Source organism: Chryseobacterium soli (genome assembly GCF_000737705.1).
GTDB lineage: Bacteria > Bacteroidota > Bacteroidia > Flavobacteriales > Weeksellaceae > Chryseobacterium > Chryseobacterium soli.
Map to the genome: position 1 here is coordinate 19,358 of NZ_JPRH01000013.1, position 16,968 is coordinate 36,325.

14 protein-coding genes are annotated in these 16,968 nt (G+C 38.2%); 8 read left to right on the forward strand and 6 right to left on the reverse strand.

What is annotated here, in order from left to right:
- The first annotated feature begins 69 nt into the window (after positions 1-69).
- Complete coding sequence (locus IW15_RS20660) at positions 70-753, forward strand: DUF4290 domain-containing protein (protein WP_034715269.1); 684 nt, start codon at positions 70-72, stop codon at positions 751-753.
- Positions 754-2,061: a UDP-N-acetylglucosamine 1-carboxyvinyltransferase gene (gene murA, locus IW15_RS20665; protein ID WP_034715270.1), complete on the forward strand. Its 1,308-nt coding sequence runs from the start codon at positions 754-756 to the stop codon at positions 2,059-2,061.
- Between the two features lie 111 nt (positions 2,062-2,172).
- Here the strand turns inward: murA and IW15_RS20670 are convergent, their stop codons facing one another.
- From IW15_RS20670 to IW15_RS20685, 4 genes are all read right to left on the reverse strand, one after another.
- The gene (locus IW15_RS20670) at positions 2,173-4,101 is read right to left on the reverse strand and encodes a DUF2207 domain-containing protein (RefSeq protein ID WP_051882254.1); all 1,929 of its coding nucleotides are present in this window, start codon (positions 4,099-4,101) and stop codon (positions 2,173-2,175) included.
- A gap of 3 nt (positions 4,102-4,104) precedes the next feature.
- The gene (locus IW15_RS20675; RefSeq protein WP_034715271.1) at positions 4,105-4,659 is read right to left on the reverse strand and encodes a LemA family protein; all 555 of its coding nucleotides are present in this window, start codon (positions 4,657-4,659) and stop codon (positions 4,105-4,107) included.
- Positions 4,660-4,771: 112 nt separating this feature from the next.
- Positions 4,772-5,083: an NIL domain-containing protein gene (locus tag IW15_RS20680; RefSeq protein WP_034715273.1), complete on the reverse strand. Its 312-nt coding sequence runs from the start codon at positions 5,081-5,083 to the stop codon at positions 4,772-4,774.
- A gap of 152 nt (positions 5,084-5,235) precedes the next feature.
- Positions 5,236-5,904, reverse strand: a complete 669-nt coding sequence (locus IW15_RS20685) for a YiiX/YebB-like N1pC/P60 family cysteine hydrolase (RefSeq protein WP_084681519.1) — start codon at positions 5,902-5,904, stop codon at positions 5,236-5,238.
- A gap of 108 nt (positions 5,905-6,012) precedes the next feature.
- Here IW15_RS20685 and IW15_RS20690 point away from each other — a divergent pair, with 108 nt between their 5' ends.
- The 6 genes from IW15_RS20690 to IW15_RS20715 all read left to right on the forward strand — a co-directional run bounded on the left by IW15_RS20690 (position 6,013) and on the right by IW15_RS20715 (position 14,353).
- A complete protein-coding gene (locus IW15_RS20690) occupies positions 6,013-6,711 on the forward strand; it encodes a response regulator transcription factor (RefSeq protein ID WP_034715275.1) in 699 nt (232 codons plus the stop codon).
- An 18-nt stretch (positions 6,712-6,729) separates the two neighbouring features.
- A complete protein-coding gene (locus IW15_RS20695; protein ID WP_034715277.1) occupies positions 6,730-8,085 on the forward strand; it encodes an ATP-binding protein in 1,356 nt (451 codons plus the stop codon).
- Between the two features lie 330 nt (positions 8,086-8,415).
- Positions 8,416-8,634, forward strand: a complete 219-nt coding sequence (locus tag IW15_RS20700; RefSeq protein ID WP_034715279.1) for a hypothetical protein — start codon at positions 8,416-8,418, stop codon at positions 8,632-8,634.
- Positions 8,635-8,799: 165 nt separating this feature from the next.
- A complete protein-coding gene (locus IW15_RS20705) occupies positions 8,800-9,894 on the forward strand; it encodes an efflux RND transporter periplasmic adaptor subunit (RefSeq protein WP_034715326.1) in 1,095 nt (364 codons plus the stop codon).
- A gap of 114 nt (positions 9,895-10,008) precedes the next feature.
- The gene (locus tag IW15_RS20710) at positions 10,009-13,104 is read left to right on the forward strand and encodes an efflux RND transporter permease subunit (RefSeq protein ID WP_034715280.1); all 3,096 of its coding nucleotides are present in this window, start codon (positions 10,009-10,011) and stop codon (positions 13,102-13,104) included.
- Positions 13,094-14,353: a TolC family protein gene (locus tag IW15_RS20715; protein WP_051882256.1), complete on the forward strand. Its 1,260-nt coding sequence runs from the start codon at positions 13,094-13,096 to the stop codon at positions 14,351-14,353. The genes IW15_RS20710 and IW15_RS20715 overlap by 11 nt, the downstream gene beginning before the upstream one ends.
- Positions 14,354-14,408: 55 nt before the next feature.
- Here IW15_RS20715 and IW15_RS20720 read toward each other — a convergent pair whose 3' ends face one another.
- Together IW15_RS20720 and IW15_RS20725 are read right to left on the reverse strand one after the other, a co-directional pair.
- The gene (locus tag IW15_RS20720; protein WP_034715329.1) at positions 14,409-14,864 is read right to left on the reverse strand and encodes a DUF1801 domain-containing protein; all 456 of its coding nucleotides are present in this window, start codon (positions 14,862-14,864) and stop codon (positions 14,409-14,411) included.
- Positions 14,865-14,992: 128 nt separating this feature from the next.
- Entirely contained in the window at positions 14,993-16,780 is a 1,788-nt protein-coding gene (locus tag IW15_RS20725) for a T9SS type A sorting domain-containing protein (RefSeq protein ID WP_034715281.1), read from the reverse strand.
- Positions 16,781-16,968: the final 188 nt, after the last annotated feature.

Below are 16,968 nucleotides of genomic sequence, written 5' to 3' on the forward strand. Positions count from 1 at the left end.
TCATTAAAAAATCATAAACTTTTAATATTTTCTGAACAATTTTTCTTATATTCCATATATTTGCACACTATGGAATACAATACCCAAAAAACACAGCTTCATATGCCGGAATACGGCAGAATCATTCAACAGTTGGTTGAGCGCTGCAAAGAGCTTTCTGACAGGAATGAGAGAAGCGAAATGGCAATGGCAATCATCGATTTTATGGGTCAAAGAAACCCACAACTTCGTGACGAAGATAATTATAAACATAAACTTTGGGATCATCTATTTATTTTAGCGAGTTATGATCTGGATGTAGATTCTCCATATCCTTTCCCTACCAGAGAACAGCTGGCAGAGAAACCTAAAACAATGGAATACCCTAAACTTCAAGGTGAATTTAAATTTTACGGAAAAAGTATTCTTCAATTAATAGAAAAAGCGATCGAACTGGAACCGGGCGACGAAAAGGAAGCCTTAATCGAAGTGATTGCCAACAATATGAAGAAATCCTATAATGTATATAATAAGGAACATGTTACCGATGATGTCATTTTCCGTCATTTAAAAGAATTATCGGAAAACAGACTGGATCTGACGGGAATAGAATCTCTGGAAAAGAGCAAGATTTATTACACGACCAACAACCGAAGCAACAGCAATAATAACAACAACCGGAACACAGGTAACCTCGGCAATAACAGAAATCAACCTAACAAAAGAAGGCACAACAATAACAATAGCAACAACAACCATAAAAACAGAAAGTAAATGAGTGGTACATTTCAAATACGAGGAGGGAAAAGGCTGCATGGCGAAATAACTCCACAAGGGGCAAAAAATGAAGCTTTACAAATTTTATGTGCAGTTTTATTAACAGATGAAGAGGTTAGAATTAAAAATATTCCTGATATTCATGATGTAAACAGACTGATTGAAATCCTCGGAGACTTTGGAGTAAAAGTAACAAAAAATGGCCAGGGAGATTATACTTTCAAGGCAGATCAAGTAAATTTTGATTACATCAAATCCAACGAGTTCAAAAAAGACGGTGCCAGATTACGCGGGTCTATTATGCTTATGGGCCCTATGCTTGCAAGATATGGTGAAGCGTATATGCCGACTCCCGGAGGTGACAAAATCGGAAGAAGAAGATTAGACACTCACTTTCAAGGGCTTGTAGAATTAGGTGCTGAGTTTCATTATGATGAGGAAGAATATTTCTATTCATTAAAAGCTAAGGAGCTTAACGGTAAATTCATTTTATTAGAAGAAGCTTCTGTAACAGGTACTGCTAATATTGTAATGGCCGCCGCTTTAGCAAAAGGCAAAACAAGAATTTACAACGCAGCCTGCGAACCTTATCTGCAGCAGCTTTGTAAAATGCTGAACAGAATGGGTGCTAATATTTCAGGAATCGGATCTAATTTAGTAACGATCGAGGGAGTAGCTCATTTACACGGGACAGAACACACTATGCTTCCAGATATGGTAGAAATTGGTTCTTGGATCGGTCTTGCTGCTATGACAAAGTCTGAACTTACTATAAAAAATGTTAACTGGAACCAACTTGGTGTGATTCCAAACACTTTCAGAAAATTAGGAATAGAACTTGAGCAGAGTAATGATGATATCTTTATTCCGGCTCAGGAAAATTATACGATTCAAAAATTTATTGACGGATCGATCCTTACGATTTCGGATGCTCCATGGCCGGGATTCACTCCGGATTTATTATCGATCATTCTGGTAGTGGCTACTCAGGCTAAAGGAAGTCTTTTGGTACACCAGAAGATGTTTGAATCCAGGTTATTCTTTGTAGATAAATTAATCGATATGGGAGCGCAGATCATTTTATGTGATCCGCACAGAGCTACAGTAATCGGATTAAACCAGGAAAACCCACTAAGGGGAACTACAATGGTTTCTCCGGATATCAGAGCTGGAAATGCCCTTCTGATCGCCGCTTTATCCGCTGAAGGAAAATCGATTATCCACAACATCGAACAGATCGACAGAGGATATGAAAATATCGACGGAAGATTGAAAGCGATTGGTGCTGATATCGAAAGAATTTAAGAAAACAATCTCCAAGAGAGAAGTATCACATAAAAATCCCCGAAAGGTTTACTTTTCGGGGATTTCTATTTAGTTATTTAGGAGAAACAATTGAAAACGAATGATAATCTGCTACCAGCCGCCACCACCGCCACCGCCACCGCCGCCACCGGAGAATCCGCCACCGCCGGATCCGCTTCCGGAACTTGAAGGCTGTGTAGCCGCAGATTTTATGGATTGGGTAAGACTTGAATTCAGTGAATTGCCAAAGGCATAATAACCCATACTCTGTCCCACATACCAGTTATTGGTGTATCCGGTGGCCATTTTTTTAAGCATTTCATCAAACTTTTTCCCCCAGATCTCATCTACTCCCAACACCATGGCGAAAGGCAGTAACTGTTCAAAAACCTGAGGAGTCATTTGAGGAGGATTATGGAATTTAAGCTGTTCGTTTTCAGCGGCTCCCATGTACATTTTGAATCCGTCAATCAGGGACTGCTTTCTTAATTTTTCTTCGGAAGGTCTTTTAATCAGGTATTGATAAATAATAAGCGAGGTAAAGCCCAGCATAATAAATATATAGCAGATCGTAAAATTATTGTCTATAGTCAGTTCATGATGGCTAAAAATAAGCTTGCCTAAGAACAGGAAAATAATAGCAGGAACGACTAAGAAAAACTTAAACAATCCCGGAAAAGATTTAAACAAGAAAGCCGCAACAATGAAAACAATGAAGAAAAACCCATACAGAAAAACTCCTATAATGATTTTCTCCGCTTCAGGAAACATGGTATAACTCAGGAATAATCCCAGCGCATATACTATGGTAATGAGAAATGCCGGCAGATACAATTTTTTAGTATTATTTCCTTCGTTCAGCAATCCGTCATGCTGGAATTTTAAAGTCTCTTTAAAGTTAGTGACTACCCTTTCGATTTGCGGATCGTATTTGCCATCAAATTCTACAGTATCGCTGTTTCCCACAAAAAGTGTATTCATCAGGTTGATTTCTTCTTTTGCGAGTAAGGTATCCGGATCTTTTAGCTTTTGAATGGTAAATACTTTGGATTTAAAGATTCCTAAAATCCCGGAATCTTCCCCTTCAATGATTTTAACATAGCCTTTTACAGCAAGGTTCACTAAAGCTGCAGTCAGGTATTTATTTTTAAAATCTTCTGTTTTCAGATACCCTAAAGAAGCCGGTGAAAGGTTTTCCGGAACATTGAACTGCGGATACACAACCGGAGCTTCGGGATCCACACCATATTTTCTCCAGGTATTGTAATAATAAGATATCAGGGCAAGGAATAATATAATCCCTCCTATTAAAATTCCGTATTTCTCAATAAAGGTTGGCGGCGGCGGGGGAACCATAATTCCCTTTTTAAAGCCTACAGCTATGGTAAGTCCTTCATTAGCCTTGAGATGGGAAGCACTCCATTCAATGGAATGATCAGACAGAACAGTTGCTGTACAATTTTGGGAGTTGCTTCCATACGCTCCCGTATAACAGGAATTCTGAATAATTCCCGCTCCTTCCGGAAGGTTGATTTTTGCAGAAATGGTATCAATATCAAAATCCCAATAAGTTCCATTAACGTTCCAGTATAATTCATCATACTTATCAAAGAAACCGATCTGATCTTTTGTTTTATATTGTATTTCATAGGTATAATCGCCAGGACTTAAAATCACATCTTTATTTCCTACATATATTTTCAGAAAACCATCTTCTATTTCCTCATGATAATCTTCTTCCGCTCCATCTTTTTTAATGGAGATGATGTCGTATTTTACTTTTTGAGTCTTATTATTTAAGTTTCTGGACAGCGGTAATGCCCGGTAAATTCCCCTTTTAATATTATTTCCTAAGCTGTGAACTTTAATATTTTCAGTAATGGTAAGACTTGAATTTTTGTCAACATCGATATTAGAATGGAAAGAGAGAATTTTTTCCGGACCATCCACGATCGTTGTCTGATCAATTCGTTGAAGTTCATTCTGCGCAAAGCCGACTGTAAAAAACAGCAGATAAAAAAGCAGTATTCCCTTTTTCATAGGTTAAAATTTCACAGATGGAACTTCTCTTTCGGCAATATTATCAAGCTCAAAGAATGGAGATTTTTCAAATTTATACATACCGGCAATGATATTACTTGGAAAAGACTCTACCAGTGTATTGTTTTCTCTTACCGTTCCATTGTAGTATCTTCTTGATTTTTCGATATCATTTTCTATGGAAGTCAGTTCTGCCTGCAGCTGCTGGAAATTGGCATTCGCTTTCAGATCAGGATACTGTTCTGCTACGGCAAATAAGTTCATCATGGCTTGGTTAAGATTCTTTTCTGCAGCTTCTTTAGCTTCAACAGAACCAGCACCTACTGCCTGTGTTCTTGCTCTGGTAACGCTTTCCAGTGTTTCACGCTCATGAGTGGCATAGCCTTTTACGGTTTCTACCAGATTCGGAATCAGATCATGACGTTTCTTAAGCATCACATCAATACTGCTCCAGGCTTCCTGAACCAGATTTCTCAGTTTTACCAAACGGTTATAAATGGAAACTCCATAAAGAAGAAATAGTATCACTAAAGCTATTACAACAATAATCGCAATCATAAGTATATGTTTTATGTATGTTATAAAAATAGTATTTTTTTTACTTCTTTCGTAAAATAAAAAAAGTGCCCAATATATGGACACTTTCGTAATTAAAACTATATGGACTGGCTTAAGAATATTTTCTGCACAGATACTCTACAGAAGTATTCAAAAGTTTATTTTTATTCAGATAGATCTCAAGCTGCTGATAATCTTCTGAACTGACATTGATATATAACTGGACGGAACCAAAACTATTCCCGTTCATGTATTCTACATTGGCAGATAACACCCTGTGACAAATCCCGAACTGATTGTAGATCGTATTCATTAAATGTTCAAATTTCATTTTGCCATTCAATTCAATTTCTACTATTAATTCTTTTTTAGGCAGATGTATTTTGCTTTGCAATATCTGCAGGTTTGTATTAGGTGTAATCATAACTCAACATTTTTTTTGGTTAGACATTCTTCAGACCTATTGGCCTTAAATCTTTCACAAAAGTATAAAAAAATATTAGTCTACCAAATTAGTGGACTATTATTTTTTACTTTTAACATAAAAAAAGAGAAGTTATTCACTCCTTCATTATTTTACAATTCTCTGATTCTTTCTAATTTATCCGACCCCGCCAATCCATTGGGGTTACATCCTGGCTCTCCTTCAGGAACTTTCAGATTCTTTTTTCTGTAAAATTCTTCCCAAAATACATTGGTAGTACCGGTTTTAGGATCTTTGAAGGACATCGGTTCCAGCTTAAAAATATGATCTTTTCTAAAAGCTCTTTCTATAAAATCTGAGCAATAATAGGAATTTTCATTCAGGATATAATTAAAATTATAGGGCTTCCCTACCATAGATTCAGCCTTTTGTATGGCAGAAGGAATCGTATTCCGGTATTGGGGTTTTAAACGATATACTACGACTCTCTGTCCATCTGCTGCCTGATCTTTCATAAAATCAGCTAAAGGCTGCTTCTGGGAACCGCCTTTGGGAGCGGCATGAAGTACAAAAGACTGATGTTTCACCTTTTCCACGATTCCAATATGGTCAAAAGAAGCTGTTTTCTGTTTTTGGGTGACATTATTGATGGCTCCCGACAGTCCGGTTTCTTTTGCCGTGACAAACAGAAGGTCGCCGTTTTCTACTGATTCTTCAGCTGCTGAAGAAGCACAGCACTGAAGCATGGCAAGAAAAACAAATACAACTGAACGGATAACTGCTGTCTTGAAATCCGGAACAACTGTTTTTAACTTTATCATAGGATTCATAATGATCTTTGTGGCCAAATTTACAAAATAGAATTCATTACGGGTATATGAAAATACTTAGCTAACTTTGCATACAACCGCAATATAATATGATTTTCTATGCCTCGTATATTATTAGTTGAAGATGACAAAAGACTTTCACAGCTTATTGCAAGAGGGCTGATGGAGCATGATCTTGACGTAAATTTTGCCTACGACGGGGAAAAAGCCTTAGAACTGGCCGCGCTGCAACACTATGATCTTATCATCACCGATATTATTCTTCCTTTTAAAAACGGACTTGATTTTTGCCGTGAACTTAAAGCATTAAAACCTGATATCCCAATTATTATGCTGACCGCATTGGGAACAACAGACCACAAACTGGAAGGGTTTGATTCCGGAGCTGATGATTATCTTACCAAACCTTTTGAAATGCGTGAACTTATTGCCAGAATTAAAGTTGCATTAAAAAGATCTTCCCAACAGAGCCAAAATACCACATCTCTGTTACAGTATGAAGGCATTGAAATGGACCTGAGGCTGAAAACGGTACGCAGAAGCGGAACCCCGATCAAATTGACTCCAAAAGAATTCAACCTGATGAAATTCCTGCTTGAAAATCCTGAACGGGTACTTTCACGATTTGAAATTGCAGAAAAAGTATGGGAAACCCATTTTGATACGGGAACGAATTTCATTGATGTGTACATTAATTACATCAGAAAAAAAATAGACAAAGATTTTGATATCAAATTGATTCATACGAAAGCAGGAATGGGGTTTATCTTGAAAAAAGGATACGAAGATCATTTTTAGTAAAAACCTCGTGATCACATGAAAGTTAGAACCCGACTTACCTTATTGTTTACTTTAGTGACTGCAATGCTGATGATTTTTTACGGCATTGTGGTGTATTATTCTTCAAAGGAAGCACGTGAAGTGTCGTTTTATGCGGAACTTAAAAGTGAAGCTGTAGCGAAAGCAAATCTATTTTTCCAGGGGGAACTCACTGAAAGTGAAATGCACAAGCTGTATAAAAATAACACCCAAACCTTAAATGAGGTTCAGGTGGCTGTATATGATTCCGGATTCAATTTGATCTATCACGATGATGCCAGGGTAGATTTTGTAAAGGAGGATAAAAACATGCTTTCCAGAATTTTCAAAAATAAACAGATTTCTTTTTTTCTGGACGATCTGCAGGTCATAGGCATGGTATATTCCCATGATGGAAAACAGTATGCCATAACTGCTGCTGCATATGACCAATATGGATATAATTCCGTCAAACATTTATTAATGATCAGTATTATTTCATTTATTACCATCCTGGTACTCATTTATTGTGCCGGACTTTTTCTTTCGAAAAAAGCACTGAACCCCGCTGTTGAAATGGTTGACCAGATTAAAAAAATTACCGCCGGAAAACTGCAGCTGCGTTTAGACTATTCAGAAACAAAGGGTGAATTTTATGCCCTCGAAGAAAGCTTCAACCAGATGCTGGAAAGATTAGACAATTCTTTTAATGCTCAAAAACATTTTGTTTCCAATATTTCCCATGAGCTTAATACTCCGCTTGCTTCTATGACCACCGAATTGGAACTAGCACTTCAAAAAGAATACACGGCAGAAGAGTATCAGAAAGTTATTCAACATACATTAGAGGATGCCCAGAACATGAGCAAATTATCTTCCAGCCTGATGGATCTGGCTAAAGCAAGTTATGATCCTGCTGAAATCAGTTTTTCCGAAATCAGGATTGATGAAGTTCTGTTGGATTCTTACGCTAAAGTGCGAAAAGAAAACCTACATTATAAAATATCTTTAACGATTGATGATGAGATTGAAGAACAGCACCTCATCCGCACCGGAAATTCGTATCTGTTGATGGTGGCCTTCAATAATCTGATCGATAATGCCTGTAAATATTCATCAGATCAGACCTGTACCATCCGTGTGTATTTAATTTCAGGTCATGTATCAATAGAATTTACTAATAAGGGAATTCCTATTGCACAGGAAGATCTCCAGCATATCTTTAAACCTTTTTACCGATCGGAAACTTCTCTCAATCAGAAAGGATATGGGATAGGTCTTCATCTTACAGACAAAATCATTACACTTCATCATGCTCTGATTGCAGTGTCGGCTGAAGAAAACACTACGACGTTTCAACTTGTATGGAAGTAGATGTTAGATACTGGATACTGGATACCAGATTCTAAACTGACTGCTATTTGATAGATTGTAGTATTTTAGTATTCCTTTTTTTCATAAAGCATAAAAATTGACGCCCAGAAGCATCAGTTCACTCTCTATTTATCCCTTTTTTATTTTCTCTAATGGGATTCTAATAGGATTCTAAAGCATCTCTAAGAGCTTCAACGATATTCTCTTTTTACTTTTGCATCAAAATAAAAACAACCTATGGATCCTGATCCTTACAGTTACAAAAAACCTTAACACTTTCTCAAGCATAACTTTCCGTATGCCTGAAAAAGGCTGAAACAACAAAAAGTTATGAATACATTAGAATTCGCTATCCACTTATGGACGGCCCTCATTTTTGCTGCCCTGATCTACTTATCTGACAACAAAACCACTAAAGATGATCTTCCGAAATTTCTCACCTGTGATGATCCCATAAACATAGACAACCTTATTGTCAGTTTTGAAATGTATTCTGTTGAAGGACTCCTTTCATTACGAATAAAGAAAATTCATTTTATCCCAACCTGAATCATGGTTTCTTTTAGTTGTTTTTAATAGCACGAATCATACTATTTATTAAAAGGCAATCAATTCTTCTTATCCATAATCATCCTGCTAACTGATTTTCATTAGTTAAATAATTAAAATATGCTCTATCAAAAAATCCAATCAATCCCAATAAATATAGCTTCTATGAAAAGAATAACACTATATCTTCTTTTGTTTCTTATCATTTCCTGCCAGAAGAAAAAAGCAGAAATTTCCAACAATAACAATATGACTATCCGGAACGGCCAGGTCATTATTCCCGCCAACCATCCGGTTTTACAAAAAATAACTACAGAAACCGTGATGGAAAAAGAATATACCAACAGCATAACTTCTGTAGGAACGGTAGAAACTATTCCAACCCATTATGCGGAGATAGCCAGTCCTTTTTCCGGAAGAGTGATCCGTTCTTTTGTTTATATCGGGCAGCCTGTCAAAGCAGGAAGCCCCCTATTTGAGATGGCTTCTCCAGATTACTTTTCCATAAAGAAAGACTATTCCGATGCATCCAATGATCTTCAACTTGCTGAAAAAAACTATCATCGCCAGAAAGACCTGATAAAGTATGGTGTAGGCATACAAAAGGAACTGGAAGAAGCAGAAACAGAGTACAAAAACAGAAAATATGCATTATCCAGTATTTCATCAGCTTTACAGGTATATAACAGTAAAGGATCAGGTGGCAGGCTCTTGATAAAAGCTCCAATCAGTGGAGAAATTATTTCCAATACTGTGGTGAACGGACAGTATTTAAAAGATGATGCTTCTCCTGTAGTGATTATTGCAGAACTTTCCAAAGTCTGGATTACCGGAGATGTGAAAGAAAAAGACATTCGTTTTATCAATGCCGGAGATTCTGTTTCAATACAGGTAAATCCCTATCCTGATTTAAAAATTACCGGTAAAGTGTATCATGTCAGTGGTATAATGGATGAAGCTACACGAAGTATTAAAGTACTTATAGAATGTAACAATCCTGATAAAAAATTAAAACCGGGCATGTTTGCTTCAGTTATTTATTCAACAGGTTCCGGGAAAGCGATCATAATCCCTGCTTCAGCACTACTTCAACAGGGCAGCCGTCAGTATCTATGGATAAAAACCAGGGGAAATCAATTTTCAAAACGTTTTGTGACCACTGGAAAAGCGACTGACAACACGGTGAAAATTACCTCAGGACTCCAACCAGGAGACATGATCGTGAGCCAGGGCGGAATTTACATGCCGGATATGAAATAAATGATAGTAGACATCAGATGCTGGATTTCAGATTTCAGATGTTAGATAATAGAACTACAGTATACCATTACCATACAAAAGGAAATATTCCCTTTTGATCATACAACCTCATCTATGAAAAAATTATTAACACTCTCTATACAGAAAAGATGGCTTATCTCCGTACTTTTCTTATTACTAGGATTTTTTGGATACTACTCCTGGACGAAATTGTCTGTTGAAGCGTATCCTGATATTGCTGATGCTACCTCTCAGGTGGTTACTCAGGTTCCGGGATTAGCTGCCGAAGAAATTGAACAGCAGATTACTATTCCTTTGGAAAGGTCTCTCAATGGCCTTCCGGGCATGCATGTTATGCGCAGCAAAAGCACTTTCGGACTTTCTATTATTACAATCGTTTTTGATGACGGTATTGATGATTATTGGGCGAGACAGCGCATTCAGGAAAGGCTATCGGAAGTCAGCCTGCCGTATCAGGCACAGCCAGGTCTGGATCCGTTAACCTCTCCAGTGGGAGAAATCTACCGCTACATCATTGAAAGCAACAACCATAGCCTCAGGGAACTTACCGATCTCCAAAACTTTGTCATTATTCCTAAAATCAAGCAGGTATCAGGTATTGCGGACGTGACTAATTTTGGCGGGATTACCACTCAGTTTCAGATCGAATTAGATCCCAACAGACTGGAACATTATGGAGTTTCACTATCCGAGATTACGGAAACTATTACTAAAAATAACAGCAATGCGGGAGGAAGCATGCTTTCCAGAGGAGACCTTTCATACGTAATCCGGGGAATAGGACTTGTTAAAGATCTTGATGATCTTGGAAAAATTGTAATCAAAACGGAAAAAGGAGTTCCTGTTTTCCTGAATGATGTGGGTACCCTTACATACGGAAACCTCGAAAGAAAAGGAATTTTAGGATATACGGACAGAAACAGGAATTATCCTGAAAGTGTTGGCGGAATTGTATTATTGCTAAAAGGGGAAAATCCTTCACAAGTGCTGGAACAGGTTCACCTGGCTGTTGAGGAACTTAACACTTCCCTTCTTCCTCCTGATGTAAAGATCCATGCATATCTGGACAGAACCGACCTGGTGAAAACCACACTGACTACGGTTTCCCACACCCTTACAGAGGGAATTGTTTTAGTGATTATCATACTAATTGTATTTCTTGGAAGCTGGAGAGGTGCTTTACTGGTAGCGGTTACCATTCCCCTCTCTCTTCTTATTGCATTTATTCTGATGCATTTCACTCATATTCCTGCCAATCTCCTTTCTTTGGGAGCAATCGACTTCGGAATTATTGTAGATGGCTCCATTGTTATGCTTGAAGCCATTCTCAGGAAAAGAGAAGATCACCCGGGAAAAATACTGGAAGAAAAAAGCATTATCCAAAAAGCGGCTGATATTGTCAAACCCATTTTCTTTTCCACGATCATTATTATCACTGCTTATCTGCCGCTTTTTGCTTTTGAAAGAGTAGAGAAAAAACTGTTTACCCCAATGGCATTTACGATAGGATATGCCCTACTTGGAGCGCTGGCTGTTGCTTTGCTGGTCATTCCGGGATTAGCCTATTTCATCTATAAAAAACCAAGAAAAATATACCATAACCGTTGGCTTGAAAAAGCAATTGAAGCCTATGGTAAAAGGATAGAAAAAATAATGGCTGCACCGAAAAAAGTACTGGTTCCGGCAGGAATCATATTATTGTCTGCAGGATTCCTTTCTTTTATCATTGGTAAAGATTTTCTTCCTGAGCTGGATGAAGGATCAATATGGCTACAGGTACAGCTTCCCCCGGGAATTTCTCTGGATAAAGCCAAAGAAATGAGTGATTCATTACGAGATCAAACCATGAAACATCAGGAAGTAACATACGTCATGGTGCAGGCCGGAAGGAATGATGATGGCACAGATCCGTGGACCGCTTCTCATTTTGAAGTTTCCGTAGGCATAAAACCCTATAAAGAATGGCCATCAGGAAAAACCAAAGCAGATCTTATCAAAGAATTATCTGCAGATTATGAAAAAATGCCGGGATTTTCTGTGGGGTTTTCGCAGCCGATGATCGATGGAGTAATGGATAAAATCTCAGGAGCTCACAGTGAACTGGTCGTCAAAATATATGGAGACGATTTCTCCGGAACCCGGAAGATTGCTGAAAGTGTATTATCAACCCTACAAAAAATTCCGGGGTCTGCAGATCTTGCAATAGATCAGGAACCGCCACTTCCCCAGTTGCAAATTATCGCAGACCGGGATAAAATAGCCCAATATGCACTGAATGTTTCTGATGTAGCAGATCTTATAGAAACTGCTCTGGGAGGAAAAGGAATTTCTCAGATTTTTATCGGCAATAAAGTCTATGACATTTCATGCCGTTATACTGAGGACAGCCGAAATACCCCGGATAAAATTGGAAATCTCATGCTAACCTCAGCCTCTGGAGCAGCAATCCCCCTTTCCCAGGTAGCGACTATTCAACTAAGCACCGGAGAAAGTACTATTACCCGGGAAATGAACAAAAGACATCTTACAGTAAAATTAAATATAAGAGACCGGGATCTATCCTCATTTTTGAAAGAATCCCAGGATACCATTGAGAAAAATATTCAGTATGATCATGGAAAATACCAGATCAAATGGGGCGGACAGTTTGAAAATAAAAACAGGGCCTATGCGAGGCTGGCATTCATTGTACCGCTGGCACTGGCGATCATGTTTATTCTGCTGTACAGTGCATTCGGCAGCTTCAGACAGGCTTTGGTATTGATGAGTATCATTCCTCTGGCCTTGTTTGGCGGAATGCTGGCTTTAAATATCAGAGGAATATCCCTGAATGTTTCCTCAGCCGTCGGATTTATTGCATTATTCGGGGTGGCAGTACAAAACGGGGTTATTATGGTTTCCCATATCAACACCCTTCGAAAAGAAGGAATCAACCTGAAGACATCGGTTATAAAAGGTGCAAAAGACCGCTTCCGACCTGTATTAATGACTGCTTCGGTGGCTGTAATAGGGCTTTTCCCGGCTTCTTTAGCCACAGGAATCGGTTCTGACATACAACGGCCTTTAGCAACCGTCATCGTTTATGGGTTGATGTTTTCAACAATTCTCACCTTATTCGTATTACCGGCAATCTATTATTTAGCGGAAAATCAATTCGAAAAACAAAATTTACCATCAGATGAAATCTAATATCATATTTATCCTGTTTTTCTGTGTGACATTTAATTTTTTTGTACAAGCACAGGAAAAAGAAAGTTTTAGCTTCGCAGAATACCTGAATAAAGTTAAAAACAAAAACCTCAGCTATGCTGCCCAAAAATACAATATCAGCATGGCAGAAGTTGCTGTTCTTTCAGCAGGAATCCGCCCCGATCCACAACTTGAGATCGCAACTTCAGATAATGGGGTATCCCGAAATATGGGGTACACTATGGAAACGGGATTGAGCTGGACGATGGAAACCGGAAAGAAAAGAAAAGCCAGAGTGGAACTCGCCAAAAACCAGGCTGAATTTACCCGGTTGCAGCTTCAGGATTTTGTAAGGAACCTGATTGCGGATGCCGCTCTCGGGTACATTGAAGCATTACAGTCAAAAGCACTGCTTGAAATCCGGAAGGACTCTTATCAAAAGATGCTCACACTGGCCAAATCCGACAGCATAAGATACAGGATGGGCGTTATTTCTCTGGTTACGTCAAAACAAAGCAGGCTGGAAGCCTCTTCCTTACTCAACGAAGTATATACCGCAGAAAGCAGCCAGCAAAAAGCACATACAGCGCTTTCTGTTTTTCTTGGAAATCCAGCGGAAGAAAAAAATGTACAGGGAGACTTCAATGCATTCAATAGAAACTTCAATATGGAAGACCTTATCTTACAGGCGGTAAACAGCAGAACGGATCTTTTGGCTTCCCGGCAGAATATCAATGCTGCACTCAGCCGTATCCAGCTTGAAAAAGCCAACCGAAAAATAGATCTGGGGTTAAGTTTAGGAATGGAGCACAACACCACTGCCACCAATGAAATTGCCCCCTCTCCTGCTGTAAATGCCATCAAATTGGGAGCAAGCATTCCCCTGAAATTTTCAAACCGGAAAAATGCCGATTTAAAAATAGCGGAAATGAGCCGTTCTCAGGCAGAAATTGAATACAAGCAAATTGAAAATACCATCCGGACCGAGGTAATGCAGGCATACCAGCACTATCAGGCTTTACAGAAACAACTTAGACAGTTTAATTATGGAATGCTTGATGATGCCAAAAACATTCTGGAAGGAATTCACTACAGTTATCAGAGAGGAGAAAGCTCAATATTGGAGGTTTTAAACGCTCAAAGAACCTATAATGAGGTGAGGATACAATATTTCCAGGTACAGGCAGATCATGCAGCCGCTCTTATCGAACTGGAACGCAGCGCCGGTATCTGGGATATAGATTTCTAAATAATAAACAAAGCCCTGAAATAACAGACCATTTCAGGGCTTTGTTTGAATACATTTATCTTTTAAAATTAGATTCATATATACTGATCCAGTCTTCCACGGTCATTTTTTTACTCAGTTCAGCAATGAGTTTAAAAGGAATATCATCCATTTTTTTGAATCTTACACAAGATTTTCCCATATCTAATTTTCTTTTGGAGTATTTAGGAAATTCAGAGACAAACCATTCCAGCAGGTCCGGTTTCGCATAGATTCCCATATGGTATAATGCAATAAAGTTTTTTTGGGAAGCAAGATTGATAAAAGGTAAAGGTGAGCCAAGAGCACAATGATATCCGGCAGGATATGTTTCCAAAGGAACTGCCCATCCAATCATTCCGTAGTTCATCACCTGTTCAAAACCGTCCGGTAAATTATCATGGATGGCATCAAAAAGTCCTTTAAAAACTTCGTGTCTTTCTTCAGGAATTTTGGAGAGATAGTCTTCTATAGAATCAGCGGGGATCTGCATTTCAGTTTTGTTTTTTATAGTTTCCAAAATAACAAAATTTACGAATAACTTTCATCTAAAATTATTCAAAATAAAAAATGGCTATACACAAAGTACAGCCATTTTTTATTATTTATTTTTAGGGTTAATTATTGTTTAATAGCCTTCACTGTAGAAGTAGAGCCATCTTTGAACTGGATCGTCAATAAATACAATCCTGCATTCAGACTGCTTAAATTAATTTCCTTAGTTGGATTTTCAATCGTTTTCAAAACTCTTCCTGAAACATCAGTAACAGTTACAGATTTCATGTCTCTGGTATCTGAGATTGTTACAGTCTCTTTAAAAGGGTTCGGGTGAATGTTCACCGTTTTCTTCTGGGCATTTACTTCAGAAGTACCCAGCTGTGCAGATTCCACTGTAAAATTATCAATATAAAAATTATAATCCTGAGAGTCATCTACCGCTCCATCATTTCCATACAATGCAAATACGGTGTTAGCACCCGTATTAGCGGTTAAGTTGTACACATAGGTAGCCAATACATTGGACGGAGTATCATTAACACCCCATGTTTTCAGTACATTCCATGTAACTCCACCATCATTAGAAACCAAAAACTGTACAATATCATCAGAACCCATCGGAGAAGCTACTGTGCCGGAATACGTTGTTATTCCATAATCAAATTTCACTCTGTATCCTCCCGCAGAAAGATCAAATGGAACTGTTTTCAACCATCCTGCTCTTCCTGTACTGTAAAGATTCATTCTTACCGCACCAGTTGTACCTGCATTTAAGAACCCATCCTGTACCCAATATGCGATAGTACCATTTGGCCCTGATGCCGGAGTTCCTCCTGAAAGAGATGCATTCCAGCAACCTCCCGGAACAGAACTGAAAGTATTGGTATAAGGAGGAACCACATTACCACATAAAGTTGTAAAAGTACCAGAAAACGACCAGGCACTCTGACTGGTTGCCGTATTACAGTTTGTTCTTACCCAATAATAATAAGTTGTGATGGATGACAAACTGCCAATTGTAGTAGAAGTTCCAGTAATTCCAGTAATATTTGGAGTCGTTGTACTGGTTGGCGCCGTATTGGTGGTACTGTAATAAATATCATAACTCGCCGCTTGTGTGGTGGCCGGAACCGTCCATGAAACCTGAGCAGAATTTGATGAAAGTGCCCCTACAGGCTGCAAGGTGGGAGCAGAGCAGTCTGTAAAAGCTTCCGCAGAAAAAGCAAAGATATTTGGAATTCCAACTCCTGAACTTTTCGATACAGTGATACTCTGTATAGTCTTTGCCTGGTTGGCAGCATCAATATTTAATACAGACTGATAGAGTCTTGGATTTGTTGAGTTAGCCTCCAAAACATCATTCGTTCTGTTAATTCTTCCAATTCCCTGAATGGCATAATTAGCTCCATTATACCAATCTAAAAGACTAATCCCTGAAAATACCTGAGTGGTATTATCTGAAAAATTTACAGTAACATTTACAGCAGAAGCTCCACTGCCGCTGGTAGAAAGCATATACAGTTTAAAAGCAGCTTTTGGGGTCCCGAAAGTAAGGGTTCCTGAATCTCCAGTATTGGCAAGTCTTAAAGAATTATTGGCACTTAAACTCCCCAATTGATAACTCAGTCCCGGAGTACTCGCAACAACTGAATTAATAATTCCATTGGTCGGAATTCCATAAGTAAGTGCTGTACTGGAGGATGTCAGCTGAAAATCTCTTGCCACGAAAGCAAAAGAAACTCCGTCCACATCCATGGTTGTTGAAGTCATTGATGAACCGATTCCGTTTGCAATGACATCGGCTGTGTATCCGGATTGTACAGGCATCGTCTGAAAATTTTGCGCCAGGATATCTGATCCTGAAAATAGGGCACAAAGGCTTAAGGCCCCAAAAAGTCGATTTATTTTCATGGTTATTAACTATTAGATTTTTGTAAATTTATAAAAAAAACAACAAAAACAAAGTTTATTGTATTATTTATTAAAAATTAAACAATAAAAACAAACAATCAACAAGAAAAACCAATAAAACAGATATATAAGCCATTAGTAGAAAACGTAAAATTAAATTTGAAAACCATAAATAGATATCCTTGTAA

What these genes read in the sequence shown, in the direction of transcription:
- IW15_RS20660 (WP_034715269.1), top strand. Translation starts at nt 70, where the DNA reads ATGGAATACAATACCCAAAAAACACAGCTTCATATGCCGGAATACGGC.
- murA (WP_034715270.1), top strand. Translation starts at nt 754, where the DNA reads ATGAGTGGTACATTTCAAATACGAGGAGGGAAAAGGCTGCATGGCGAA.
- IW15_RS20670 (WP_051882254.1), bottom strand. Translation starts at nt 4,101, where the DNA reads ATGAAAAAGGGAATACTGCTTTTTTATCTGCTGTTTTTTACAGTCGGC.
- IW15_RS20675 (WP_034715271.1), bottom strand. Translation starts at nt 4,659, where the DNA reads ATGATTGCGATTATTGTTGTAATAGCTTTAGTGATACTATTTCTTCTT.
- IW15_RS20680 (WP_034715273.1), bottom strand. Translation starts at nt 5,083, where the DNA reads ATGATTACACCTAATACAAACCTGCAGATATTGCAAAGCAAAATACAT.
- IW15_RS20685 (WP_084681519.1), bottom strand. Translation starts at nt 5,904, where the DNA reads ATGATAAAGTTAAAAACAGTTGTTCCGGATTTCAAGACAGCAGTTATC.
- IW15_RS20690 (WP_034715275.1), top strand. Translation starts at nt 6,013, where the DNA reads ATGCCTCGTATATTATTAGTTGAAGATGACAAAAGACTTTCACAGCTT.
- IW15_RS20695 (WP_034715277.1), top strand. Translation starts at nt 6,730, where the DNA reads ATGAAAGTTAGAACCCGACTTACCTTATTGTTTACTTTAGTGACTGCA.
- IW15_RS20700 (WP_034715279.1), top strand. Translation starts at nt 8,416, where the DNA reads ATGAATACATTAGAATTCGCTATCCACTTATGGACGGCCCTCATTTTT.
- IW15_RS20705 (WP_034715326.1), top strand. Translation starts at nt 8,800, where the DNA reads ATGAAAAGAATAACACTATATCTTCTTTTGTTTCTTATCATTTCCTGC.
- IW15_RS20710 (WP_034715280.1), top strand. Translation starts at nt 10,009, where the DNA reads ATGAAAAAATTATTAACACTCTCTATACAGAAAAGATGGCTTATCTCC.
- IW15_RS20715 (WP_051882256.1), top strand. Translation starts at nt 13,094, where the DNA reads ATGAAATCTAATATCATATTTATCCTGTTTTTCTGTGTGACATTTAAT.
- IW15_RS20720 (WP_034715329.1), bottom strand. Translation starts at nt 14,864, where the DNA reads ATGCAGATCCCCGCTGATTCTATAGAAGACTATCTCTCCAAAATTCCT.
- IW15_RS20725 (WP_034715281.1), bottom strand. Translation starts at nt 16,780, where the DNA reads ATGAAAATAAATCGACTTTTTGGGGCCTTAAGCCTTTGTGCCCTATTT.